The sequence below is a fragment of the Microbacterium sp. Y832 genome, from assembly GCF_057669765.1.
In genome coordinates, this window is record NZ_JBYHFM010000001.1 from 335811 (window position 1) to 359765 (window position 23955).

The 23955-nt window shown below is 69.0% G+C and carries 22 protein-coding genes; 18 read left to right on the forward strand and 4 right to left on the reverse strand.

Annotated elements, in window-relative coordinates:
• Positions 1 to 5 precede the first annotated feature (5 nt).
• The 4 genes from AC25YV_RS01290 to AC25YV_RS01305 are packed head-to-tail and all read left to right on the forward strand — an operon-like array spanning position 6 to position 4339.
• Positions 6 to 1316, forward strand: coding sequence for a class I SAM-dependent RNA methyltransferase (locus AC25YV_RS01290; RefSeq protein WP_488122013.1), 1311 nt, complete (start codon positions 6 to 8; stop codon positions 1314 to 1316).
• A gap of 10 nt (positions 1317 to 1326) precedes the next feature.
• Complete coding sequence (locus tag AC25YV_RS01295) at positions 1327 to 2022, forward strand: response regulator (protein WP_488122014.1); 696 nt, start codon at positions 1327 to 1329, stop codon at positions 2020 to 2022.
• Positions 2019 to 3308, forward strand: a complete 1290-nt coding sequence (locus tag AC25YV_RS01300; RefSeq protein ID WP_488122015.1) for a sensor histidine kinase — start codon at positions 2019 to 2021, stop codon at positions 3306 to 3308. Before AC25YV_RS01295 ends, AC25YV_RS01300 begins: the two co-directional genes overlap by 4 nt.
• Positions 3305 to 4339, forward strand: a complete 1035-nt coding sequence (locus AC25YV_RS01305) for a hypothetical protein (RefSeq protein WP_488122016.1) — start codon at positions 3305 to 3307, stop codon at positions 4337 to 4339. Before AC25YV_RS01300 ends, AC25YV_RS01305 begins: the two co-directional genes overlap by 4 nt.
• A 406-nt stretch (positions 4340 to 4745) precedes the next feature.
• Here the strand turns inward: AC25YV_RS01305 and AC25YV_RS01310 are convergent, their stop codons facing one another.
• Positions 4746 to 4970, reverse strand: a complete 225-nt coding sequence (locus AC25YV_RS01310) for an acyl-CoA carboxylase subunit epsilon (RefSeq protein WP_488122017.1) — start codon at positions 4968 to 4970, stop codon at positions 4746 to 4748.
• Positions 4967 to 6556 carry an acyl-CoA carboxylase subunit beta gene (locus tag AC25YV_RS01315; RefSeq protein ID WP_488122018.1) on the reverse strand — a complete coding sequence of 530 codons (1590 nt, stop codon included), beginning with the start codon at positions 6554 to 6556 and terminating at the stop codon, positions 4967 to 4969. Before AC25YV_RS01315 ends, AC25YV_RS01310 begins: the two co-directional genes overlap by 4 nt.
• 209 nt (positions 6557 to 6765) lie before the next feature.
• Here AC25YV_RS01315 and AC25YV_RS01320 point away from each other — a divergent pair, with 209 nt between their 5' ends.
• The 10 genes from AC25YV_RS01320 (at position 6766) to AC25YV_RS01365 (ending at position 18894) form a co-directional block, all read left to right on the forward strand.
• Positions 6766 to 7563 (forward strand): biotin--[acetyl-CoA-carboxylase] ligase, encoded by a 798-nt coding sequence (locus tag AC25YV_RS01320; RefSeq protein ID WP_488122019.1) that lies wholly within the window; start codon positions 6766 to 6768, stop codon positions 7561 to 7563.
• A 123-nt stretch (positions 7564 to 7686) separates the two neighbouring features.
• Entirely contained in the window at positions 7687 to 8253 is a 567-nt protein-coding gene (locus tag AC25YV_RS01325) for a PH domain-containing protein (RefSeq protein WP_488122020.1), read from the forward strand.
• A 41-nt stretch (positions 8254 to 8294) separates the two neighbouring features.
• Complete coding sequence (locus AC25YV_RS01330) at positions 8295 to 9431, forward strand: 5-(carboxyamino)imidazole ribonucleotide synthase (RefSeq protein ID WP_488122021.1); 1137 nt, start codon at positions 8295 to 8297, stop codon at positions 9429 to 9431.
• Between the two features lie 144 nt (positions 9432 to 9575).
• Positions 9576 to 10043, forward strand: a complete 468-nt coding sequence (gene purE, locus AC25YV_RS01335) for a 5-(carboxyamino)imidazole ribonucleotide mutase (RefSeq protein WP_488122291.1) — start codon at positions 9576 to 9578, stop codon at positions 10041 to 10043.
• Entirely contained in the window at positions 10040 to 11482 is a 1443-nt protein-coding gene (locus AC25YV_RS01340; protein WP_488122022.1) for an LCP family protein, read from the forward strand. Before purE ends, AC25YV_RS01340 begins: the two co-directional genes overlap by 4 nt.
• Positions 11483 to 11544: 62 nt before the next feature.
• On the forward strand, positions 11545 to 12663 hold the full coding sequence (locus AC25YV_RS01345) for a glycosyltransferase (protein WP_488122023.1): 1119 nt from the start codon (positions 11545 to 11547) through the stop codon (positions 12661 to 12663).
• 96 nt (positions 12664 to 12759) lie between these two features.
• Entirely contained in the window at positions 12760 to 15213 is a 2454-nt protein-coding gene (locus tag AC25YV_RS01350) for an FG-GAP repeat domain-containing protein (protein WP_488122024.1), read from the forward strand.
• Between the two features lie 128 nt (positions 15214 to 15341).
• Positions 15342 to 16220, forward strand: coding sequence for an ABC transporter permease (locus tag AC25YV_RS01355; protein WP_488122292.1), 879 nt, complete (start codon positions 15342 to 15344; stop codon positions 16218 to 16220).
• The gene (locus tag AC25YV_RS01360) at positions 16217 to 16960 is read left to right on the forward strand and encodes an ABC transporter ATP-binding protein (RefSeq protein ID WP_488122025.1); all 744 of its coding nucleotides are present in this window, start codon (positions 16217 to 16219) and stop codon (positions 16958 to 16960) included. The genes AC25YV_RS01355 and AC25YV_RS01360 overlap by 4 nt, the downstream gene beginning before the upstream one ends.
• Complete coding sequence (locus AC25YV_RS01365; protein WP_488122026.1) at positions 16957 to 18894, forward strand: DUF6541 family protein; 1938 nt, start codon at positions 16957 to 16959, stop codon at positions 18892 to 18894. The genes AC25YV_RS01360 and AC25YV_RS01365 overlap by 4 nt, the downstream gene beginning before the upstream one ends.
• Here AC25YV_RS01365 and AC25YV_RS01370 read toward each other — a convergent pair.
• Positions 18878 to 19246, reverse strand: a complete 369-nt coding sequence (locus AC25YV_RS01370) for a DUF2304 family protein (protein WP_488122027.1) — start codon at positions 19244 to 19246, stop codon at positions 18878 to 18880. The two genes, AC25YV_RS01365 and AC25YV_RS01370, sit on opposite strands and share 17 nt — an antisense overlap.
• A gap of 7 nt (positions 19247 to 19253) precedes the next feature.
• Positions 19254 to 19958 carry a glycosyltransferase family 2 protein gene (locus AC25YV_RS01375; RefSeq protein WP_488122028.1) on the reverse strand — a complete coding sequence of 235 codons (705 nt, stop codon included), beginning with the start codon at positions 19956 to 19958 and terminating at the stop codon, positions 19254 to 19256.
• Positions 19959 to 20028: 70 nt separating this feature from the next.
• On the opposite strand from AC25YV_RS01375, the gene AC25YV_RS01380 reads away from it, so the two are divergent.
• The 4 genes from AC25YV_RS01380 to AC25YV_RS01395 all read left to right on the forward strand — a co-directional run bounded on the left by AC25YV_RS01380 (position 20029) and on the right by AC25YV_RS01395 (position 23949).
• Complete coding sequence (locus AC25YV_RS01380; RefSeq protein WP_488122029.1) at positions 20029 to 21189, forward strand: glycosyltransferase family 4 protein; 1161 nt, start codon at positions 20029 to 20031, stop codon at positions 21187 to 21189.
• A 71-nt stretch (positions 21190 to 21260) separates the two neighbouring features.
• The gene (locus tag AC25YV_RS01385) at positions 21261 to 21869 is read left to right on the forward strand and encodes an acyltransferase (protein WP_488122030.1); all 609 of its coding nucleotides are present in this window, start codon (positions 21261 to 21263) and stop codon (positions 21867 to 21869) included.
• The gene (locus tag AC25YV_RS01390) at positions 21866 to 22963 is read left to right on the forward strand and encodes a DegT/DnrJ/EryC1/StrS family aminotransferase (RefSeq protein ID WP_488122031.1); all 1098 of its coding nucleotides are present in this window, start codon (positions 21866 to 21868) and stop codon (positions 22961 to 22963) included. Before AC25YV_RS01385 ends, AC25YV_RS01390 begins: the two co-directional genes overlap by 4 nt.
• Positions 22963 to 23949 carry a Gfo/Idh/MocA family oxidoreductase gene (locus AC25YV_RS01395; RefSeq protein ID WP_488122032.1) on the forward strand — a complete coding sequence of 329 codons (987 nt, stop codon included), beginning with the start codon at positions 22963 to 22965 and terminating at the stop codon, positions 23947 to 23949. Before AC25YV_RS01390 ends, AC25YV_RS01395 begins: the two co-directional genes overlap by 1 nt.
• The last annotated feature ends 6 nt before the right edge of the window (positions 23950 to 23955 follow it).

The following is a 23955-nucleotide window of genomic DNA, read 5'->3' on the forward strand; positions in this document are numbered from 1 at the left end:
GGGGGATGGACTCCGGCGAACTGCTCGATCTCGACATCACGGGCGTCGCCCACGGCGGCGTCTTCGTCGCCCGACACGAGGGCCGCGTCGTCTTCGTGCCCGACGCCATCCCGGGCGAGCGCGTGCGCGCACGGCTGACCGACACGTCCAAGAACTCGTTCTGGCGTGCCGAGACGCTCGAGGTGCTGGATGCCTCGCCCCACCGTCGTGCCCACGTGTGGCGTCAGGCAGACGTCGACACGCCGCCCGAACAGCGCCCCGGCGGCGCTGACTTCGGCCACATCGACCTCGCCCATCAGCGCGAGCTCAAGCTCGACGTGCTCACCGACGCGCTGCGCCGTTTCGCCGGGCTCGACCTGCCCGTCGCGATCCGCGCCGCCGACGGCCCCGAGCCCGAGACGGCCGACGGCACCGGATGGCGCACGCGCGTCAGCCTGCACGTCGACGACGAGGGGCGGGTCGGCCCGTATGCCGCGCGCAGCCACCGGGTCATCCCCGTCGACGACCTTCCGTTGGCGACCCCCGCGGTCGCGGAGGCGGCGCGGAACCTGTCGCAGGACAAGCCCGGGCGCATCGACCTCGTACAGCCCGCAGGCGGGCGGGTGCGCGTCATTCCGCGCCCCGAGACGACGCGCACCGGTTCTCGCCGCCGTGGCCGCACTCCCGCGCCCGCGGCCGCCCCGACGCGCGGCAATCCCGCCCGCGAGGTCGTCATCGAGACCGTCGGGGGTCGTGACTTCCGGGTCGACGCCGGCGGCTTCTGGCAGGTGCACCGTCTCGCCGCCGGATCCCTCACGGACGTCGTCGCGCGCACCCTCGAGGGCGCTGTCGACCCCGACGCCTGGCACCTCGACCTGTACGGCGGCGTCGGACTCTTCGCAGCGACGCTCGCGAGCCTCGGTGGCCCCGCGACCCGGGTGACATCGGTCGAGTCCGACGCGCGTGCGACCGACCACGCGGGCGAGAACCTCGCGGAGTGGGTCGGAGCCCGGGCGGAGACCGGCCGCGTCGACCGCTGGCTCACGCAGCTCGAGGGCACGACATCCGCCATGGAACGCGATCGCCTCGCGAGCGGAGTCGTGCTGCTCGACCCGCCTCGCGCCGGCGCCGGGCGCGCCGTCGTCGAGTCGATCGCGGGGCTTTCGCCGGCGACCGTGGTCTACGTCGCGTGCGACCCCGTTGCGCTCGCGCGCGACCTGGCGACGTTCCGCGACGCGGGCTACGAGACCCGCAGCGTCGAGGCGCTCGACCTGTTCCCCAACTCGCACCACGTCGAAGCCGTTGCGACCCTCACCCGGGTCGCGAGTCTGCCCTAAAGTAAGGGGGATGACGCGCGTCGCCCTTATCGACGACCACGAGTCCGTGCGCCTGGGACTCGAGGCGGCTTGTGCACGCGAAAAGACGAAGGACATCGTCTTCTCGGGCTCCAGTGTGACGGAGTACCTCAACTGGCGCGCGTTCAGTCAGTCCGCTCCGGCCGACGTCGTCGTGCTCGACCTCACCCTCGGCGACGGGACGACCGTGACCGAGAACGTCACGAAACTGATCCGCGACGGCTCCAGCGTCATCATCCACTCGGTCGCCGACCGCCCGGCGGCGGTGCGCGAAGCACTCGCCGCGGGTGCCGCAGGAGTCGTGAGCAAGTCCTCGCGTATCGATGACGTGCTCGCCGCGATCCACACCGTCGCGCGCGGCGAACCCCTCAACAACGTCGAGTGGGCCAGCGCCGTCGAGGGTGATCGCGAGTTCGCTGACGCCCAGTTGTCTGCCCGCGAGCGTGACGTGCTGCGCCTGTATGCGGCGGGGCTTCCGCTCAAGGTCGTCGCCGACCGGCTCGGCGTGGCGTATTCGACGGCGAAAGAGAACATCACGCGCGTGCGCGTCAAGTACGTCGAGGTGGGCCGCCCCGCCCCCACGAAGGTCGACCTGCTGCGTCGTGCGATGGAAGACGGCATCCTCGCCGACGCCGGAGGCGACGCCGCTCCCGCAGGCCCCGCGACCCCGCCGAGGCGCTCGCGGTGACGAGCGAAGGTTCCTCGGCCCTCGATGACGCATGGGGCCACATCCCGCGGTCGCGCGAAGCGACGGCCGGTATCGGCGCATTCACGCGCCAGCGCGTCGAGCGCATCATCTCGGTGTCGTCCGGTGTCGGATCGCTCATCCTCGGCGCCCAGGCGGCGGTGACGGCGATCGGTCAGCGCGACCAGATGGGCAGCTGGCAGGTGCCGCTGCTGATCGTCGTGTTCACGCCGCTGATCATCATGGTCATCGCGTGTCTGACCGGCCGAGGCGTGCGCATCGCGGCCGGCGTGTTCGCCGTCGTCTATGTCGCGATGCTCGCTGTCTGGCCGCTTGCGACGACCGACTCGACGCTCGCGCCCACCGAGGCGCCCTGGATCTGGTACCTCGTCAACATCGCGACGCTGGCGGCCGTGCTGGCGTTCGCGCCGCCGCTGCAACTGGTGTGGACGGCGCTGGCCCCGTTGCTGTTCGGCTTCGTGCGGCTCGTTCAGGGTGACTTCAGCCCCGAAGTATGGTTCGCCGTCGGCATCGATGTGTCGTTCGCGCTCATCCTCGGAGGCGTGCTCTTGACCCTCGGGTGGGTGCTGCGTTCCATCGCCATCGGCGTCGACGACGCGCGCGGAACCGCGGTCGAGTCCTACGCGCGTGCCGCGGCGGCCGATGCTGCCGAGCAGGAGCGCGTCGCGGTGGCGGCGCTCATGCACGACAGCGTGCTGGCGGCCCTGATCGCCGCCGAACGAGCAGACGGGCCGCGCGCGCGGACCCTGGCCGCGGGCATGGCGCGCGAAGCATTGACCCGGCTCGCCAATGCCGAGCAGGATGCCCGCGAAGGCAGCGACGCCCCACAGGACTCGGCGTCGCTGGCCGATGACATCGAGGCCGGGGCAGGAGAGGTGGGGGTGCGCCTCACCGTGCAGCGCAGCGTCGCCGAAGACGCCCCCTGCGTGCCCGGACGAGTCGCCCGCGCCCTCGTCCTCGCCACGACGCAGGCGATCGCCAACGCCGTTCAGCACGCCGGTGCCGTCGGCCTCACCGTCACGGTCGCCGGCTCGAACGAGCGCGTGCGCATCGTCGTGCGCGATGCGGGCGAAGGGTTCGACATGGCCGGCGTCCCCGATGACCGGCTCGGCATCCGCGGGTCGATCATCGCCCGGGTCGCCGCCGTCGGCGGCACGGCTCAGCTCGAATCCAGCGCCGCCGGCACGGTGGTCGTGCTCGAGTGGCCGGCGCCTCTCCTGTCCGGTGCGGCTGAGCACGAGACAGCCCAGGGGGAGGCCGACGCGTGAGTGTCCGCAACATCCTGTCGGCCTTGGCTGTGGCGTTCACGGCGTACATCGCGGCGCGCGCGCTGGCGCTCACCGTACCCGTGCCCCTGCCGCTCGCGCTCTTCGCGGCGGTCCTGCTCTACCTCGTCACGACGTGGCTCTGCATCTACTGGTACCCCGCATCCGCCCGAGACGGTGCGAACGATACCGCCGGGCACGGTCGCGCGGAGCGGCTGCCCGTCTGGGCGGCGGTTCTCGCCTTGGGCACGACGGCGATCGTACCGACGGCGATCGCGATCGGTGTCGGCGACGGCAACCGTACGCAGCCGTTCGCGACCTGGTACCTCGGCGGCCTCGGCGCGCTCATGGTCATCGTCATGGTGCGCCGCCGCCCGTGGGTCGCGTGGTCGGGCATCGCGATCCTCGCGGTGAGCTCGATCATCTGGATGGGATTCGGGCAGGCCCTCGCTCTCGGACTCGTGGGCTCGGTCGTGTGGGTCATCGTCGCCCACCTCGTGCGCTTCTCGCTCGACCGCGCCGCGCACGACACGACCCAGCTCGCGCAGCTGCAGCGTGCGGCATCCGCGTGGCAGGCGTCGCAGCTCGTGCGTCAGCGCGAGCGTCGCGTGCAGGTGCAGCGGGCTCTCGCCGTGGCCGGCCCCGTGCTGACGCGCGTCGTCTCGACGCGCGGCCTGCTCGACGAAGAGGACCGGCTCGAGGCCCGGTTGGCCGAGGGGCGCCTGCGCGACGAGCTGCGCGGACCTCGCCTGCTCGATGACGCCGTGCGCTCCGAGCTCGAACGCGCCCGCCGCCGGGGTGCCGTCGTCACGGTGCTCGACGAAGGTGGTCTCGACGGGCTCGACGAAGAGGCGCTCGCGGTGATCCGCGGTCAGCTCGCCGAGACGCTGCGCAGTGCAGCATCCGATCGCCTCTACATCCGCACGTCTCCGCACGAGAGCATCGCCGTGACGGTGGTGGGTCGATCGAGCTCCGAGTACGGACTCAGCGACGAAGACGGCGTCGACCTCTGGCGCGAGATCCCGCACTCCTGACGCAACCGCGCCGCGCTGGGGCGAGTGTGCGAATGGGTAACTCGTTCACTTGACGCAGATTGCGCTGTGCGCCCGGGATGCGGTGCAGATGGCGGCGAACGAATTCCCGCAGCGGCGCGAGCGCGATCCCGGCACAGGGCGGCGCACGCTCGGTGGCAGAGGTTTCACTCCCCGCCTCGGTGGGGGAGGGTAGACCGAGACGAGGAGCGATGAAGCAGAGAGAAGGCGAGGGGCGGCGAAGCCGCCCGCCCCTCGCCAAGTGCGAGCAGTTACCCGAAAACCGCCCGCAAGGTCGAACCTAAGCAACCCACGAAGGGAGTAGATCGACCGAACGCGTAATGCGTTCCAGCAACTCAAGTATCTGTCGCTGTAAACGTGCTGTCTGTAGGTATTTCGGGGGACACGCTCAGAAGGTCGCGCGCCAGCCCAGTTCGCGCGCGAGGGGTCGACGCAGCCCACGGGCGGTCACCGACCACGCCGGACGGCGCGCGATGTCATCGACCACGGCGGTGGCGCTCTCCTGTGTGTACGCGTCGGTGACGACGGCGATGAGGGCCGCCAGTTCATCGGGCGAGGGAGAACCGCGCCGCACGTCCATCGCGACGGATTCGGGACGCTCGTCGCCGGTCACAGCGGGATGTTCCCGTGCTTCTTGGGCGGCAGGGACGCGCGCTTGCCCCGCAGCGCCCGCAGCGCTTTCGCGATCGAGACGCGGGTCTGCGCCGGCTCGATGATGCCATCGAGCTCGCCTCGCTCGGCGGCCAGGAAGGGCGAGGCGACGTTGTACGTGTACTCGTTCGCGAGACGCGTGCGCACGGCGGCGACGTCTTCGCCGGCCTCCTGGGCCTTCTTGATCTCACCGCGGTACAGGATGTTGACCGCACCCTGTCCGCCCATCACTGCGATCTCGGCGGTCGGCCAGGCGAGGTTGATGTCGGCGCCGAGCTGCTTGGAGCCCATCACGATGTAGGCCCCGCCGTAGGCCTTGCGCAGGATCACGGTGACCAGCGGCACGGTCGCCTCGGCGTAGGCGTAGAGCAGCTTCGCGCCGCGGCGGATGACTCCCGTCCACTCCTGGTCGGTGCCGGGCAGGTACCCGGGAACGTCGACAAGCGTGACGATCGGGATCGAGAACGCGTCGCAGAACCGCACGAAGCGGCTCGCCTTCTCTCCGGCTTCGATGTTGAGCGTGCCGGCCATCTGCGACGGCTGGTTCGCGATGATCCCGACCGAACGGCCCTCGATGCGGCCGAAGCCGATCACGATGTTCGGCGCGAACAGCGGCTGCACCTCGAGGAACTCTTCACCGTCGACGATGCGGCGGATGACCTCGTGGATGTCGTACGGCTGGTTGGGTGAGTCGGGAATGACGGTGTTCAGCTTGAGGTCGGCATCCGTCGTCTCGAAATCGAACTCCGACTCGTAGTCGGGCAGTTCGGCGAGGTTGTTGTCGGGGAGGAAGCCGAGCATCGTCCGCACGTAGTCGATCGCGTCGTCTTCATCTTCGGCGAGGTAGTGCGCGACACCCGAGCGCGTGTTGTGCGTGTACGCGCCGCCGAGCTCTTCCATGCCGACGTCTTCGCCCGTGACGGTCTTGATGACGTCGGGGCCCGTGACGAACATCTGGCTCGTCTTGTCGACCATGACGACGAAGTCGGTGAGCGCGGGGGAGTACACCGCACCGCCCGCGGCGGGGCCCATGATGATCGAGATCTGCGGGATGACACCCGAGGCCTGCGTGTTCAGCCGGAAGATCTCGCCGTATTTGCCGAGGGCCACGACGCCCTCCTGGATGCGCGCGCCGCCCGAGTCGAGGATCCCGACGATCGGGATGCCGCTGCGGAGGGCGAACTGCATGACCTTGATGATCTTGTCGCCGGCGACCTCGCCGAGCGAACCGCCGAAGGTCGAGAAGTCCTGCGCATAGACGGCGACCGTCCGGCCGTGGATCGTGCCGGTGCCGGTGACGACCGAGTCGCCGTACGGGCGGGAGCGGTCCATGCCGAACGCAGACGTGCGGTGACGCACATACTCGTCGAGCTCGACGAAGCTTCCGGGGTCGACGAGCAGCTCGATGCGCTCACGGGCGGTGCCCTTGCCCTTCGCATGCTGCTTCTGCTTCGCGACCGCCTCGGGATCGAGGACGGCCTCCTGGTAGCGGGCTCGGAGGTCGGCGATCTTGCCGGCGGTCGTCGAGAGGTCGGGCTGCTCGGTCACGGATTCAACCCTAGTGGGGGGCGTTCGCAGACCGTTGGAGGGTTCGCACAAGCACCCGTGGAATCCCCTGTCGCGATCGACGGATGCCGTGCAGCGCAGCCCGGATCTGCCGTAGCACCGCGATCACCGAGCTGACGTCACTTCGCAGAGGGGTGCCTTGGCGTGTCAACCCGGGGTGGAGCGCGCCATGCGCGAGTAGCGTGGCGTCCATGTCTATCCCTGGCGAGGGCTACCCCCTCACTGCCGCGATCAGTCCCCGCGTGCAGGTCGTCGAGACGACCGACTCCACCAACGCCGACGTCGTCGCGCACGTGACCGAGGCGCCGGGCGAGTGGCCGCACCTGTCGGTGCTGCTCACGACCGACCAGCGCTCGGGCCGAGGCCGCCTCGACCGCACGTGGACGACACCTCCGGGAACGGCGCTGGCGGTGTCGACGCTGATCGACGCGACGCGGCTGCCGATGGCTTCTCGCGGATGGGTGCCCCTCATCGCGGGCGCCGCGATGACCCGGGCGATCGCGGCGCAGATCGACGACAGCACGCACTCGGTCACGCTGAAGTGGCCCAACGATGTGCTCGTCGACGGCGGCAAGATCTGCGGCATCCTCGCCGAGGTCGTGCCGGGCAACCCCGATGCGATTGTGATCGGCGCGGGTGTGAACACCCGCATGCCCCGCGTCGACCTGCCTGTCGACACCGCGACATCGTTCGCGGCGATCGGTGCCGACTGCGACGAGGACCGACTCGTCGCCGACTACCTGACGGCGCTCGACGAGCAGCTCACGGCCCTCGCCGACGCGCTGGGCAATGCGGTGACGGCCGGCATCGCGGGCAACATCGAAGCGCTGTGCTCGACGATCGGGCACGAGGTCGTCGTGCTGCTTCCGGACAGCTCACGTCTCATCGGCCGCGCCGCGCGTCTGGACGCCGAGGGGCGCCTCGTCGTCGTGGGCGGCCTCGCTGTCGAGACCGCCGTGTCCGCCGGTGACGTTCTGCACGTGCGCTGATCGCCCCGGTCGCCGAGCCCACTCGGTTCGCGGGGCGGTTCGGCCGGCGCTGCGACCGGAATTCGTGCCCTCGACCGTCGTGGCGCCGTGGCCGGACGCGTTGGCCCCGCCACAATAAGAGGCATGACCCAGCCGATCTACGGCGGGCGCCCTCTCACGCCGGCGCCGGGAGCGCCGACGCCCGAGTTGCGCGTGGCGCGGTTCCGCTCGCACGCGCGGCGCCTGACGTGGTCGGCGCTCGTGCTGATCGGCGTCGCCGGCGCCACCGGCTATCTCTACGACAACCTTCCGGCCGGCTACGAGAATTGGATGCTGCTGACCGCCGCGGGCGTCACCGTGTTCCTGCTCGTGCTGCTGCCGTTCCTCGTGTGGTGGACGCACGTGTACACGATCACGACGCGTCGCGTCATCGAACGCCGAGGGCTGCTCGTGACGCACCGGCGTGAACTCGCGCACGTCCGGGGGTACACGATCCGGGCGAGGCGCGGCATCCTTCAGCGTCTGTGGGGCACGGGCACGCTCGTGCTCTCTAACGGCATGGACGAACCGCTGCGGCTCGTGAACGTGCCGAACACGGCGCTCGTGCATGAGGCGCTCGTCGACCAGGTCGAGGTGAACCAGATCCTCGCCCACCGCGATGCCCAGCCGCCGCTGCCTCCCGGCACGCCGCCCATGCCGCCGCTGCCCTGACCGCGTCACGCACCCCGCGCCGTCCTGGGATGATGGGTTCCATGACATTGCGCGTCGGAGTCGTCGGTGGCGGACAGCTCGCCCGAATGATGATCGCGCCCGCCGTCGAGCTCGGCATCGAGCTGCACGTGCTGGCCGAGGATGAAGGGATGTCGGCTTCGCTGGCCGCGACCGCCGTCGGGGATTATCGCGATGCCGAGACCGTGCTGGCGTTCGCGCGCGAGGTCGACGTCGTGACGTTCGACCACGAGCACGTGCCGCAGGACGTGCTCGCGCAGCTCGTCGAGGCTGGGGTGCAGGTGCATCCCGGTCCTTCGCCGCTCGGTGTCGCGCAGGACAAGCTCGTCATGCGCGCGAGGCTCGAAGAGCTCGGGATGCCGCAGCCCGACTGGGCCGGCGTGAGCGATGCCGTCGAGCTGCAGGCCTTCCTCGACGAGCACGGGGGTCGCGCCGTCGTCAAGACTCCGCGCGGCGGCTATGACGGCAAAGGCGTGCGCGTCGTGTCCGCGGCGACCGAGGCCGAGGACTGGTTCGCAGCGCTCGCCGAAGACGCACGCGGGGGCGTCCTGCTCGTCGAGGAGCTCGTCGACTTCTCGCGTGAGCTCGCGCAGCAGGTCGCGCGACGCCCGTCGGGAGAGATGCGCGCATATCCCGTCGTCGAGACCGTGCAGCGTGACGGGGTCTGCGCCGAGGTGCTCGCGCCTGCTCCTGCGGCGGCAGCCCGCCTCACCGAGGTCGCACGCGACATCGGCGTCGCGATCGCCGAGGGTCTCGGCGTGACCGGGATGCTGGCTGTCGAGCTCTTCGAGACGACCGACGAACGACTGCTCGTGAACGAGCTGGCGATGCGTCCGCACAACAGCGGCCACTGGAGTCAGGACGGTGCCGTGACGAGCCAGTTCGAACAGCACCTGCGTGCCGTCGCCGACCTGCCGCTGGGCGACCCGTCGCCGCGCACACCGTGGACGGTCATGGTCAACATCCTCGGCGGTCCCGCCGAGGATGGCTTGGACGAACGGTTCGCGGTGGCGATGGCCGAGCATCCTGCCGCCAAGATCCACACGTACGGCAAAGCGCCGCGCCCCGGCCGGAAGGTCGGCCACGTCAACGTGGCCGGGACCGATCTCGACGATGTCGCCTACCAGGCTCGCGCCGCCGCCTCGCACTTCCTGGACTGACCGCGCCCGTCCCGCCGTCGCATGAGGCCGAAACGAGGCACAGCGCGGGGCGTGCCGTTGCGGCGAGTTTTCAGCGACGCGCCCTAGCCTGGTCGAGTGACCCGGCCGCTGCATTCCTCTGATGAGCCCCTGGTCGGTGTCGTCATGGGCTCCGACTCCGATTGGCGCGTCATGAGCGACGCCTCCCAACTGCTCACCGATTTCGGGGTCGCGCACGAGGTCGAAGTCGTCTCGGCCCACCGCACCCCCGACAAGCTCATCCGCTACGGCCGCGAAGCGCGAGCCCGTGGCATCCGGGTCATCATCGCCGGAGCGGGCGGCGCCGCACACCTGCCGGGCATGCTCGCCTCGGTCACCGCGCTTCCCGTCGTCGGTGTCCCCGTGCAGCTCGCGACGCTCGACGGCCTCGACTCGCTCCTCAGCATCGTGCAGATGCCCGCCGGCATCCCGGTGGCGACCGTGTCGATCAACGGTGCGAAGAACGCAGGGCTGCTCGCCGTGCGCATGCTGGGCGTGGCGGATCCTGCGCTCGCAGACGCCGTCGAAGCGTATGCGCGCGACCTCGAGGGGCAGGTCGAAGAGAAGAACCGGCGGCTGAAGGGCTCCCTGTGAGCGTGACGAGTCCGCCGCGACCCGGCGCCGCTGCGCCCCACCGCACCGCGAGGCTCGTCGAGGAACGACCGCTGCGCAACCCGGATCTGCGCTCGCCCGCGTTCATGTCGCGGCGCGGCTGGTGGCTCGTGCTGTGCAACTTCCTGATCCCGGGTTCGGCGCAGGTGCTGGCGGGCAACCGTCGGCTCGGCCGGTTCGGACTCGCCGCGACCGTGGCGCTGTGGGTGGCCGTCGTCGTCACCGCCCTGTGCGCCCTCCTGTGGCAGAGCTTCTTTCTCACGATCGCGACGAACTGGTTCGCGCTGCTCGCGGTGCAGGTCGTGCTCATCGGGTACGCCGTGCTGTGGGTCGTGCTCACGGTCGACACGATCCGGCTCGTGCGGCTGGTCAAGACGGGTGGCTTCGCGCGGTTCGGCATTGCCCTCTTCGCCGTCGTGCTGCTCGTCGTCTCGGGGGGTTCGGCGGCCTATGCCGCCCACATGGCCGGGGTCGCGCGCGACACGATGGGCGACATCTTCGGTCAGAGCGGACCGGCGGTCCCGCCCGACGACGGCTATTACAACATCCTCCTGCTCGGCGCCGACAGCGGCGAAGGCCGAGACTCGATGCGCTTCGACAGCATCTCGGTCGTGTCGGTGAACGCCGACACGGGGGCGACGACGATCACCGGTATCCCGCGCGACATGCCGAACTTCCCCTTCGCTCCCGGCCCGATGCAAGACAAGTACCCGAACGGGCATGCCAGCCATACCGACCCCAACTGCGGGTGGGGCAGCGGGATCAACCAGCTGCGCACCGAGGTCGAGGTGTGTCAGGACGGCAATGCCCTGTATCCGGACGCCGCGGCCAACGGGTCGGCGCCGGGGGTCGAGGCGACGAAGGATGCCGCAGAGGGAATCCTCGGCATCACGATCCCGTACTACGTCTTCATCGACATGCACGGCTTCGCGTCGCTCATCGACGCCCTCGGCGGCGTCGACATCATGGTCGCAGAGCGCCTGCCCAAGGGTGGCGGACCGGCGTACCCCGGGCAGCCGGTCGAGGAGTGGGCGATCGGCTGGATCGAGCCGGGAACCCAGCACATGGACGGTGACACCGCCCAGTGGTACGCCCGCTCGCGGTACACGACGAGCGACTTCGACCGCATGGAGCGTCAGCGCATCCTGCAGCAGGCGATGCTCGCGCAGTTCACTCCCCAGACCGTGCTGACGCGCTTCCAGGATCTCGCGAACGCGAGCGCCGACATCGTCGAGACCGACCTGCCGCAGTCGTTGATCCCGTTCCTCGCCGAGCTCGCGATCAAGGCCCGGGAGCAACCCGTCACCACGATCGAGCTGACACCCGGTCACGGCATCGACGAGTACAACCCCGATTACGCGCACATCCAGGAGCTCGTGCGCACGGCCCTGCACCCGCCCACTCCGACGCCTGCCGAGTAGGCGTTGCGAGACCGTCCGTGCCGTTCCCCGGCAACGGCGGTGCGCGCGGTTAGGCTCATCGCATGGTGGCGACGCTGCGGGTGATGCTGGACCAGATGGTCGCGCCCACAGACCCCGATCTCGCGGAAGCCTCGCGCGAACTCGCCCGTGCGCTCATCGCGGGTACTCCCGATCGCTGCGAGGTCGAGGCCGTCGTTCCGGCGGGGCCGGAGTTCGAAGGGCTGCCGGGCCTGGCGGATGTGCGGCGACTCGCGCTGCCGCGCCGTGAGCTCGCGACGGCGCTGCAGATGGGCATCGCTGTCGGGATCGGCGGGGGCATGATCCACTCCCCGACGCTCCTGGCTCCGCTCGTGCGTCATGACCGGATGCACGACAACGATCAGACCGTCGTGACGGTGTGGAGTCTGGCTGCGTGGGAGACCCCCGACGAAGTGGGGCGCAGCGTCGCGTCGTGGCAGAAGGCGATGCTCAAGCGCGCCGTCAAGCATGCCGACGCCGTCGTCGTGCCGACCCACTCGCTCGCCGACGACATCCGCCGGATCGCGCCGAAGCTCGGTGACCGCGTCCGCGTCGTCGCGGGCGCGTCGCCCCGCGGGTTCGCCGTGCCGACCGACGATGTGGGCCGCCGTCGCGCGCTCGACCTGCCGGAAGGCTTCGTGCTGCTCTCGGGTGGACCGAAGCCGTCGTACGCGCTTTCGGCGGGGCTCGCCGCTGTTGCCGCATCGGGCGTGGACCTTCCTGTCGTCGTGATCGACGTCGACGAGGGACACGAGCCCGCCGTCGCCGATCTCGCCGCCGCGGCGGGGCTCCCCGAACGCCGACTGCACGTCCGCGGCGCGCTCGACCCCGCCGACCGCGCGTCGGTGTACGGTGCATCCGTCGCCTTCGTGGCGCCGTCGCGCCGGGCTGCGTTCCCGTGGCGGGTCGTCGACGCACTCACGCTCGGCGTACCGGTCATCGCATCCGACTCGGCCGTTCATCGCGAGGTGATCGTCGATGGCGGCGTGCTCGTCGAAGCGTCCGCCGACGAAGACGGCGAAGCCCTCGGGGCCGCACTCGCCGGGGCTCTGGCCTCGACCGCCGCCGCCGACCGGCTCGCGGTGCTCGCGGGCGACCGGGGCAAGGTCTTCTCGTGGAGCGGGGCGGCCGACAAAGTCTGGGCTCTGCACGCGGACCTCTGACGGGAGTGAGTCGGGAAACGCACGACTCCTCGGCGTGTCGCCCGTCGAAGGTGCGTTCATGTTGTAGTCATCCGTCACATCAGTCACACTGTCCCCATGAGTTTTGAGCGGGGAGCGGGCGCGCCAACGTCCCGGAGAACCATCGCGATCGCGCTGTCCGCAGCCCTCGCACTCGTCGTGAGCCTGCTGGCCGCTGCGCCGGCATCGGCCCAGGCGAGCGCGGTCTCCGTACCTGCGAGCGCCGCCGCGCAGACAGCTCTCGCGGGTATCCGTCCAGCGGCCGATCTGTCGAAGTTCCAGCCCGGCAACATCATCAGCGACGCGGTCTTCTACAACAAGAACACCATGACCGAAGCGCAGATCCAGGCGTTCCTGCAGTCGAAGGTGCCCTCGTGCGTGGCCGGATACACGTGCCTCAAAGACAAGTACGACACGTCGCGCACGACGACCGCCGACGCCATGTGCGGCGCGTACTCGGGAGGCGGCCGTGAGCGTGCGTCCCGCATCATCTACAAGGTCGCGCAAGCCTGCGGCATCAACCCGCAGGTGATCCTCGTCACGCTCCAGAAGGAGCAGGCGCTCGTCACCCACCGTGACCCCAGCGAGTGGCGCTACACGATCGCGATGGGTCAGGGCTGCCCCGACACCGCGGCGTGCGACACGCGCTATTACGGGTTCTTCAACCAGGTGTACGGCGCCGCGTGGCAGCTCAAGCGCTACGGCAACCCGCCCGGAACCAGCAATCACTTCAACTGGTATGCGCCCGGAAAGACCTGGAACGTGCGGTTCCACCCCAACGCATCGTGCGGTTCGACGCCGGTCTACATCCAGAACCAGGCGACGTCGGCGTTGTACTACTACACCCCCTACCAGCCGAACGCGGCGGCGCTGCGGGCCGGTTACGCGGCGGCGAGTGACGCGTGCTCGTCGTACGGAAACCGCAACTTCTACAACTACTTCACCGACTGGTTCGGCTCCACGCAGGGCCTGCCCGCTGCGGCCCTGGTGTCCTTGGACAGCTCCGCTCACGTGACCGCTCTCGGCGCTGACGGCACGATCTGGGCGTACCCGTTCACCGGCACGGGCAAGTGGGGGCCGCGCAAGGCTGTTGCGCAGGACGCCAACGGCATCGCGACTCTGCTCTCGCCGGGTGATTTCGACGGCGACGGACGCCGTGATCTGATCGGGGTGGATGACACCGGCAAGGCGTACCTGTGGCGCGGCGACGGCGGATCGACCTACCGACCGCCGGGATCGATGCTCGTCGATTGGAAGGACGCCGTTCGCATCACCGATGCCGGCGACTTCGACGGCGATGGAATCCCGGACGTCTTCACGACGACGCCGAAGGGCGCGCTCGTGCTGTGGCGCGGAACCGGCGCGGGCACGTTCCGGCAGCCCGTGCAGGTCGGCAACGGATGGAGCGGGATGAACCTGCTCTCCGGCGGTGCTGACCTGTCCGGCGACGGAATTTCCGACCTCATCGCGAGGGACGCCGCGGGCAAACTGTGGCTGTACCGAGGGAACGGCGCCGGCGCTTTCTCCAGCAAGTCGCAGATCGGCAACGGCTGGTCGTCGATGAAGGCGGTCTTCGTTCCCGGCAGCTTCGCCGGCTCCTCGCTTCCGGACCTCTTCGCGGTCAGTGCCACGGGTACCTTGCTCTCCTACACCGGCACCGGCAACGGCGCGATCCGCTCCGGCGGCACGGTCGGCAAGGGCTGGGGCGGGATGGCGGCCGTGCTGGGGAACGGAAAGGCTTCGGCTGTGCTGCGCACCCACCAGGGCGGGGCAGGCGACCTCAATGGTGACGGAGCACGAGACCTGCTCGCGCTGACCGCCAGCGGCGATCTGCGGTCCTACCAGGGCAACGGCGTCGGTGGGTGGGCCGGCACATCCACGGTCGCCACCGGCTGGTCAGCCACCGACCGTCTCGTGACGCTGGGTGACTTCACCGGCGACGGTGAACCCGACATCGGTCGGATCGACTCGCGCGGCGTCTTCACGATGCTCCCGAGCACGGCGTCCGGCAAGCGGGGCGGGGCGATCGTCATCGGGAACGGGTGGGCGTCGATGACGCACGTCGTCGGCGGTCTCGACTTCGACGGTGACGGTGCGCTGGATGTGCTCGCCGTGGACGGCTCCGGGCGGATGAGTCTCTACCGCGGTGACGGTCGTGGCGGATGGAAGGACGAAAACAGGCCCGTCGTCGGCACCGGCTGGCAGATCAACGACCTGCTTTTCACCCCCGGCGATTGGGACGGAGACGGTGCGCCGGATCTTCTCGCTCGGCGTGCGGACGGCGGATCGCTGTGGCTCTACCCGTTGAGCGGCAACTCGACGTTCCTCGATCCGCGAAGCATCGGCAACGGGTGGTCGGTCATGCAGGGGCTGACGAGCCCCGGGCAGTTCGACGGCCGCGGAGGCGCGGACATCATCGCGTACGGCTCGGACGGCAAACTGTATCTGTACGGCGGCGACGGCAAGGGCGGCTGGCTCGGGTCGCGTGCCCAGCTCGGCGCAGGCTGGGCGGGGATGGCGCGTATCGGATGACCGAGCGGTGCCTGCGATCAGGGGATCATCGAAGAGAACACGTACACTGAACAGGTTTGGAGCGGGGACCCGCCTCTCTCCGGCTGAAGGTCCGATCTGTGAGCGATAGTCCCGATTTGTTCTCCGCTGTGCCGCGGTCCGAATTCGCTGTCCCCGGACGCAGCCGCGGCCTGACGGACATCTTCCGTTGGCATTACCTGCTGCGCCTCCTGGTGCGCACCGGTGTGACCACCCGTTATCGCAACAGTGTGCTCGGGTGGACTTGGTCCTACGTGAGGCCGGCAGCTCAGTTCCTCGTCTTCTTCGTCGTGCTCGGGCTGTTCCTGAACCTCGACAAGGGCGTCCCGAACTACGCGATCTATCTCTTCAGCGGCATCGTCGTCATCAATCTCTTCAGCGAGGGATTCAAGAACGCCACGACGTCGATCGTGAACAACGCCCCGCTGGTGCGAAAGGTCTTCCTCCCGCGCCAGCTGTTCGCGGTGTCATCGCTCTTCGTCGCGTTCGTCCATTTCCTTCCCCAGGTCGGGCTGCTGCTGGTCGTCTGTATCTTCTTCGGCTGGATCACTCAGATCTCCATCCTGAGCATCCTGGCGATCCTGGCCGGGACGCTCTTGATCATGTTGTTCGCGCTCGGGCTCGGCCTGTTCTTCGGTGCGATCAACGTGCGCTTCCGTGACGCCGAGAACATCGTCGAACTCATGCTGCTCCTCGCGACGTGGGCATCGCCGGTGCTGTATTTCTGGACGATGGTGAGCGAGGTCCTTCCCGACTGGCTCATGCGCGTCTACATGCTCAACCCGATCACGCAGGCTGTCGAGCTCTACCACTTCGCCTTCTGGCGCCCCATCACCGAGCGCAGCCACCCGGAGGCCATGAGCACTCTGCCCGTGCCGCCGGATCTCGTGACGAACTCGCTGTGGACATTCCTCATCGCCCTCGTGGCACTCGTGATCGGTCAGGCGGTCTTCCGCCGGCTCGAGGGAAGGTTTGCGCAGGATCTATGAGTACGCCTACCGCACCGCTGTCGCGACCCAGCATCATCGCCCGCGATGTCCGCAAGACCTTCCTCCTGAACCACGCCTTCTCGCTCAAGGACACCATCGTCGCGTGGGTCCGCCGGCGTAAGACGACGAGTGTCTTCGAGGCGCTCAAGGGCGTCGACCTCGTCATCGAGGAGGGGGAGTCGGTCGCCATCCTCGGGCTGAACGGCTCGGGCAAATCCACCCTGCTCAAACTCATCTCGGGCGTCATGCAGCCCGACGGCGGTGAGGTCCTCACGCGTGGTCGCGTAGCCGGGCTCATCGAGGTCGGTGCGGGCTTCCACCCCGAGCTCTCGGGCCGGGAGAACGTCTTCCTCAACGCGGCGATCCTCGGGATGAGCCGCAAAGAGATCGAAGCGCGCTACGACGACATCGTCGCGTTCAGTGAGATCGAGCAGTTCATCGACCAAGAGGTCAAGCACTACTCATCCGGCATGTTCATGCGGCTCGCGTTCTCGGTCGCGATCCATGTCGAGCTCGACGTCCTCCTCGTCGACGAGATCCTCTCGGTCGGCGACGCCCCGTTCCGCGAGAAGTGCCGGCTTCGTTTCCAGGAGCTGATCGCGGCACGCAAGACTCTCGTCGTGGTGAGCCACGACATGGAGATGGTTCGCGAACTCTGCGTGCGCGGAGTCGTGCTCAACAAGGGACAAGTCCTCTACGACGGCCCGGTTGAGGGTGCGATCGCTCTCGTCGACTCATGATCGGCGAATGGCTCGTCCAGACGCCCGCCCTGCTCGTCGCGGTCGGCGTCTTCTTCGTGCCGGGCCTTGCCGTGGTGGCCGCGCTCCGGCTGCGCGGCCTCGCCCTCGTCGCGCTCGCGCCCGCCGCGAGCACAGTCGTGCTCAGCGCACTTGCGATCGTCTTCGGAGCGCTCGGCATCGCCTGGGCGCCGTTGACGATCGTCCTCGGAGTCCTGGCGGTCGTCGTCGTGGTGTGGGTCGCCGCGATCGCCCTGGGGCCTCGACGCGCTGTCGCTTCGTCGGGTTCGCGGGCACTCCTCTGGGTGGGGCTGTCCGTCGGGGCCGTCCTCGGGGCGGGGCGGGTCGGGTTGTACATCGGCGACCCCATCGCGATCTCGCAGTCGAACGACGCCGTCTTCCACCTGAGCGTGCTGCGGTGGATCCTCGAGACCGGAACGGCTTCGTCGTTCGATCTCACCGGCGTCGTGGACGCCGGCGGTTTCTACCCCGGCGCGTGGCATGCGGTCACGTCGTCCGTCGCGCTGCTGTCGGGTGCGGACGTCCCCGTCGCGGTGAACGCCGTGACGATGGTCACCGCCGTCGTGGTGTGGCCGGTCGGGATCGCGTGGCTCGTCCGACTGGCGACGTCGTCCCAGGTCACCGCAGCGGTCGCCGCAGCGCTGTCGCCGGCACTGCTCACGTTCCCGATGCTCATGGTGCAGTGGGGCGTCCTCTACCCGAACCTGCTCAGCGTCGCGCTGCTCCCCGCGGCTGCGGCCGCCGTGATCGCGGTGCCGGGGTGGATCTCCGGCCGCGGCCCCGTCGATGCTGGTGGCCGCGGTGCCGTGCTGTCCGCCGCTGTTCTGGTCGGAGTGCTCGGCGCCGTCGCGCTCGCCCAGCCGGCGACCCTGCTGGCCTGGCTGATTCTGGCGGTCGCCTTCGCCACGGGCTGGGCGCTGCCCCGGGCTCTTCGCGCACACGGGCGGCGGCGTGCTCTGTTCTGGACCGGCCTCGCGGCGGTGTGGATCCTCGCCGCGGTCGTCTGGTTCATGCTCACCCGCTCGACGACGGGGTCGCACTGGCCTCCGTTCCGGGGCAAGGTCGCAGCCGTCGTCGATGTCGTGTTCAACGGACAGGTCATGCTCCCGTTCGGCATCGTGGTGAGTGTCCTCGCGATCATCGGCCTCGTCATCGCCGTGCGCCGTCCGCAGCTGCGGTGGCTCGCGGCCTCCTGGCTCGTCTTCGGCGGGTTGTACATCGTCGCGGCGTCGATCGGGCAGCCGTTCCTGCGCCAGTGGCTTCTGGGCGCCTGGTACGCCGACCCGTACCGTCTCGCGGCGCTCGCGCCCGTCGTCGTCATCCCGCTCGCGGCGATCGGTCTCGTGGCGGCGGTCACGTGGATCGCCGGACGCCTGCGCAGACCGCGTCTCGTCGGCGGGGTCGCCGTCGGTGCCGCGTCGGTGATCGTGCTCGTCGGCCTGGTGGCTGCGCCTGTCGTGCTGATGCCGAAGGTCATCGAGAACGAATGGGACGAGGAGTCGCGGTACGAGATCGGGAGCGACACCTGGCTGTCCTCGGACGAGCGCGAACTCCTGGAGAGGCTTCCCGAGCATGTGCCCGAGGGCTCCCGCGTCATCGGAAACCCCTCGACAGGGACAGGCTTCGGCTACGTCATGAGCGGTGTGGACGTCTATCCGCGGACGTGGTCACATCCGCGCAATCCGACGTGGAGCACGATTCAGACCGGTCTGCGAGATGCCGGAACCGACGACGCCGTGTGCGACGCGCTCGAGATCCTCGGCAGCCCCGAGTTCGTCCTCGACTTCGGTGAGGGTGAGGCGACTCCGGGCCGGTTCGTCCTGCCGGGAATGACCGATTTCGAGGGGCAGCCCGGATTCGAACTCGTCGATAGCCAGGGCGACGCGTCGCTGTGGCGGATCACTGCCTGCCGATAGGTTCCTCAGCGGTGCCGGATCCTTCGGCTCGTTCGGCCTCGATCAGGGCGATTCGACGCGCGAGAAGCGTCACCTGTCGCTGCGTCGCGAGGTTACGGCGGTGCTGAGTGTAGATGAAGGCGAAGAAGGCGAGGACGAGCGCGTACAGCAGCAGGTCGGTGCCGCGTCCCACACCCACGAAGTTTGCGACCCACGAGAGCCACTGCGGAAACAGGATCGACAGGATCGCCGCAACGACGAAGAGCCCCATGAGCATGCGCCGAATCGCAAGGTGGCTGTCGGCACCCGTGCGACGCATGAGCAACCCGCCGAGCACGACGACACCGGCGATGAGCAGCAGCTGAATCCACATACGAGCCCTACTTGATGATCAGGTCGACCAGGATGTTGACGGAGTTGAGCACACTCTGTCCCTTGGCCTTCGAGTAGTCGGTGTAGAGCAGTTCGACGGGGTGCTCACGCCACGGCAGCCCCGTCCGGCCGATCTGCAGCACGATCTCGGTGGCGTGGGCCATGCGGTCCTGGTTCAAGTGGATCTGCGCAGCGGCATCGCGCCGCAGGACCCGGAGGCCGTTGTGCGCGTCCGAGAGACGCAGTCCCGTCGACATGTTCGTCACCCAGACGGCGGTCTTCAGGATGACCTTCTTCATGACGCCGGGATTGGTGCGGTCATCGAGGAATCGGGAGCCGAAGATGATCGCCGCGCCGTGCGCGCGGGCGTCGGCCACCATGGCGACGGCGTCTTGGACCCGGTGCTGACCGTCGGCGTCGAACGTGACGATGTACTGGCAGGACGCATGAGAGAGCGCGTATTCGATCCCCGTCTGAAGCGCGGCTCCCTGCCCGAGGTTGATGGGATGCCGCACGACGACCGCGCCCGCTTGTTCGGCATTGCGCACCGAATCGTCGGTGGAGCCGTCATCGACACACACGATGTGGGCGAAATGCGGACGCAGGCCGCTGATGACGTCCGCGATGACGGATGCCTCGTTGAAAAGCGGGATCACGACCCACGTTTCCGGATCGGGCGACACGGGAACGCCCGGCTCGACGGAAGAAGTCATGGCCTCCATTCTGTCAGAGCCACCCGCGGCGCCCTTGCCGATCGGATGCCTCGCCTAGGATCGTCACGTCATGCGGATCACTCTCGTCACCCGGATCTTCCTGCCGGAACCGTCCGCGGCCAGTCAGCGTCTTGCCGCGCTGGCCGGTGCGCTCGCCGAGCGGGGCGACCAGGTGACCGTGCTCACGAGCACGCCACCGCGTGTGCGCAGGGCGGACCCGTCGCCTACGGGCTACCGCATCCGACGCTGGCCGGTCCTGCGCGATCGTGCCGGGTATGTCCGCGGCTACCTGCCCTATCTCAGCTTCGATGTTCCGGCGCTGTTCCGCGTGCTCTTCTCGCGCCGCGCAGACGTCGTCATCGTCGAACCGCCACCCACGACCGGGATGGCGGTGCGGATCGCCTGCGCGCTGCGGCGCACGCCCTACGTCTACTACGCGGCCGACGTCCTCTCGCTCGCGGCGGCATCGACGGGCGCACCCGGGGTGGTGCTGCGCGTCGTGCGGTGGCTCGAGTCCCACGCCCTGCGCGGTGCGGCCCACGTCGTCGCGGTATCCGACGGGGTGGCTCACGCCGTGCGCGAACTCGCACCGACCGCCCGGGTATCCGTCGTCGGCCACGGGGTCGATCCGGAGTCGTTCCGGGCTGACGTCGTTCCACAGCAGCCCGAGGTCGATGCCGCGTACGTCGGCACCGCGAGCGAATGGCACGGTGCCGGAGTGTTCGCGGCGGCGCTGAAGGCTCTGGATGCACGCGGTGTGCGGCCGCGGGTCGCATTCGTCGGGCAGGGGAGCGACTGGGAAGAGCTCGCGACAGAGCTCGCGGATCTGCCGCATGTCACTTTCGGTCCGCCCGTCGATGCAGAGTCGGCCGCCCGACGCCTCCGGGGGGCGCGCGTCGCGCTCGCTTCCCTTCGACCGCACATCGGCTATGACTTCGCGGTGCCCACCAAGATGTACTCCGCGCTCGCCGTGGGTACCCCCGTCGTGCTGTCGGCACCCGCGAGCCTGGGGGCGGTCGTCGAGAACGCCGATCTTGGGTGGGCGTGTGATGAGTCTCCCGCCGCTGTCGCGGACGCCATCGAAGAGGCCGTGGCATCCGAGCCGTCCCCGGACCGGCGGGCTGAGATCGCCGAGTGGGCGGTCGCGAACGTCTCGGCGACGGCCGTCGCCGGCCGTGTGATCGACGCGATCGACGAGGCCGCGGCCCGCGGGCGCCGACGCACAGGGTGAGAACCGGCTCGGCGAGTAGACTTCATGCAGTACCGGCGGCCCCGAGTTCGCCGCGGGTAGGAGCTTTCACTGTGACCGAACAAGACGCCGTCCGAATCGTCGATTCGGCTGATGTCTCTGCCGACGCGCGGATCGGTGCGGGCACGTCCATCTGGCACCTCGCGCAAGTGCGCGAGAACGCACAGCTCGGTCGCAAATGCGTCATCGGCCGCGGCGCGTACATCGGTGCGGGTGTGACGATGGGCGACAACTGCAAGGTGCAGAACTACGCCCTCGTCTATGAGCCCGCGCGCCTGGCGGACGGTGTCTTCATCGGACCGGCCGTCGTGCTGACCAACGACACGTACCCGCGCGCGATCACCCCGGACGGGGCGCTCAAGAGCGCGGACGACTGGGAGCCGGTCGGCGTCACGATCGAACGCGGCGCGTCGATCGGTGCGCGCGCGATCTGCGTGGCTCCGGTCACGATCGGTGCGTGGTCGACGGTCGCCGCCGGAGCCGTGGTGGTCAAGGACGTCCCCGCCTTCGCGCTCGTCGCGGGTGTCCCCGCGCGCAGGATCGGCTGGGTCGGCCGAGCCGGAGTGCCGCTCGTCGAGAGCGGCGATGGAGCCTGGGTCTGCCCGTCATCGGGAGATCGATACAAAGAGATTGACGGAATTCTTCACGAGGAGGTCGTATGACCGAGTTCATCCCGCCCGCCAAGCCCATCATCGGCGACGACGAGCGAGAGGCCGTCGACCGCGTCCTTCGTTCGGGAATGGTCGCACAGGGGCCCGAGGTCGCCGCGTTCGAAGAGGAGTTCTCCCAGCACTTCCTCGCGGGGCGCCCCGCCGTCGCGGTGAACTCCGGCACGTCCGGCCTCCACCTGGGTCTGCTTGCCGCAGGGGTCGGAGCGGGGGATGAAGTCATCGTGCCGTCGTTCACCTTCGCCGCGACCGGCAACTCCGTCGCGTTGACCGGAGCGACTCCGGTCTTCGTCGACATCGAACCGGACACCTTCTCGCTCGACCCTGTGGCCGTTGAAGCCGCCATCACGGACAAGACCCGTGGCGTGCTGCCGGTGCACCTGTACGGTCACCCCGCTCGCATGCGTGAGCTGGAAGAGCTGACGTCGCGCCGCGGTATCGCCCTGTATGAAGACGCAGCGCAGGCTCACGGTGCATCGCTCGACGGCCGTCAGGTGGGGACGTTCGGCGAGTTCGCGATGTTCTCGCTCTATCCGACCAAGAACATGACAAGCGGCGAGGGCGGAATGGTCTCCGCCGCGACGCCGGAGATCGCCCGCATGCTCAAGCTCCTGCGCAACCAGGGCATGGAGAAGCAGTACGAGAACGAGGTCGTCGGCTTCAACGCCCGGATGACCGACATCCACGCCGCAATCGGTCGGGTGCAACTGACCAAGGTCGACAGCTGGACGGCGACCCGTCGCAGCAATGCGGCGTTCCTCGATGCCAACCTGCGCGGCGTGATCATTCCCCCCGTCGCCGAGGGTGCCGTGCACGTCTACCACCAGTACACGGTGCGCGTTCCCGAAGATCGTGACGGCTTCGTGCGCGCCCTTCGCGAGGAGCACAACGTCGGCAGCGGGGTGTACTACCCCATCCCGAACCACCGGCTCCCATCGCTCGCACACTTCGCGCCGGGTCTCGACCTTCCCGAGACCGAGCGAGCTGCGCGCGAGGTCGTCTCGCTGCCCGTCCACCCGTCGCTCTCGCAGGACGACCTCGATCGCATCGTCGCGGCGGTCAACGCCGTCGCAGGGGCAGGCGCCTGATGGCCGTGCTGCGGGCAGGGCTCCTCGGCGTCGGGATGATGGGACGCCACCACGCGCGGGTGCTGCGTGAACTCGACGGCGTCGAACTCGTCGCGATCGCCGACCCCGGCGGTGATCCCCACGGCGTCGCAGGTTCACTCGAGGTGCTGCCCGATATCGAAGCGCTGATCGCGGCGGGGATCGACATCGCCGTCGTCGCGGTGCCGACGCGGTTCCATGAGGATGCGGCGCTCAAGCTCGCCGCCGCCGGTGTGCATACCCTGGTCGAGAAGCCGATAGCGGATTCCATCGACGCAGGACAGCGCATGGTCGACGCGTTCGCGGACGCGGGGCTGGTCGGTGCCGTCGGCCACATCGAGCGCTTCAACCCCGCGCTTCAGGAGATGCGTCGGCGGATCGAAGCGGGTGACCTCGGCGCCGTCTACCAGATCCAGACTCGTCGCCAGGGGCCCTTCCCCGCACGCATCGCCGATGTCGGAGTCGCGAAGGATCTCGCCTCGCACGACGTCGACCTCACCGCATGGGTCGCCCAGAGCGACTACGCGACACTCTTCGCGCAGACGACGTTCAAGAGCGGGCGCGAGTACGAAGACATGATCACCATCACCGGACGGCTCGAGTCCGGGGTCATCGTCAATCATCTCGTCAACTGGCTCAGCCCCATGAAGGAGCGGCTCACCGTCGTGACGGGCGAGAAGGGCGCGTTCGCCGCCGACACGTCCACGGGCGACCTCACCTTCTTCGCCAACGGCACGGTCCCGTTGGAATGGGAATCGATGGCCGCCTTCCGTGGGGTGTCCGAAGGAGACGTCACGCGCTACGCGTTCGCCAAGCGCGAGCCTCTCCGGGTGGAGCACGAAGCCTTCCGCGACGCGGTGCTCGGCAAGCCGAGTGACGTCGTCACGATGGCTCAAGGTCAGCGGACCCTCGTCGTCGTCGAGGCCGCTCTGGAATCAGCGAGGACGAACACCGCGGCGGTGCTCTGATGCTCG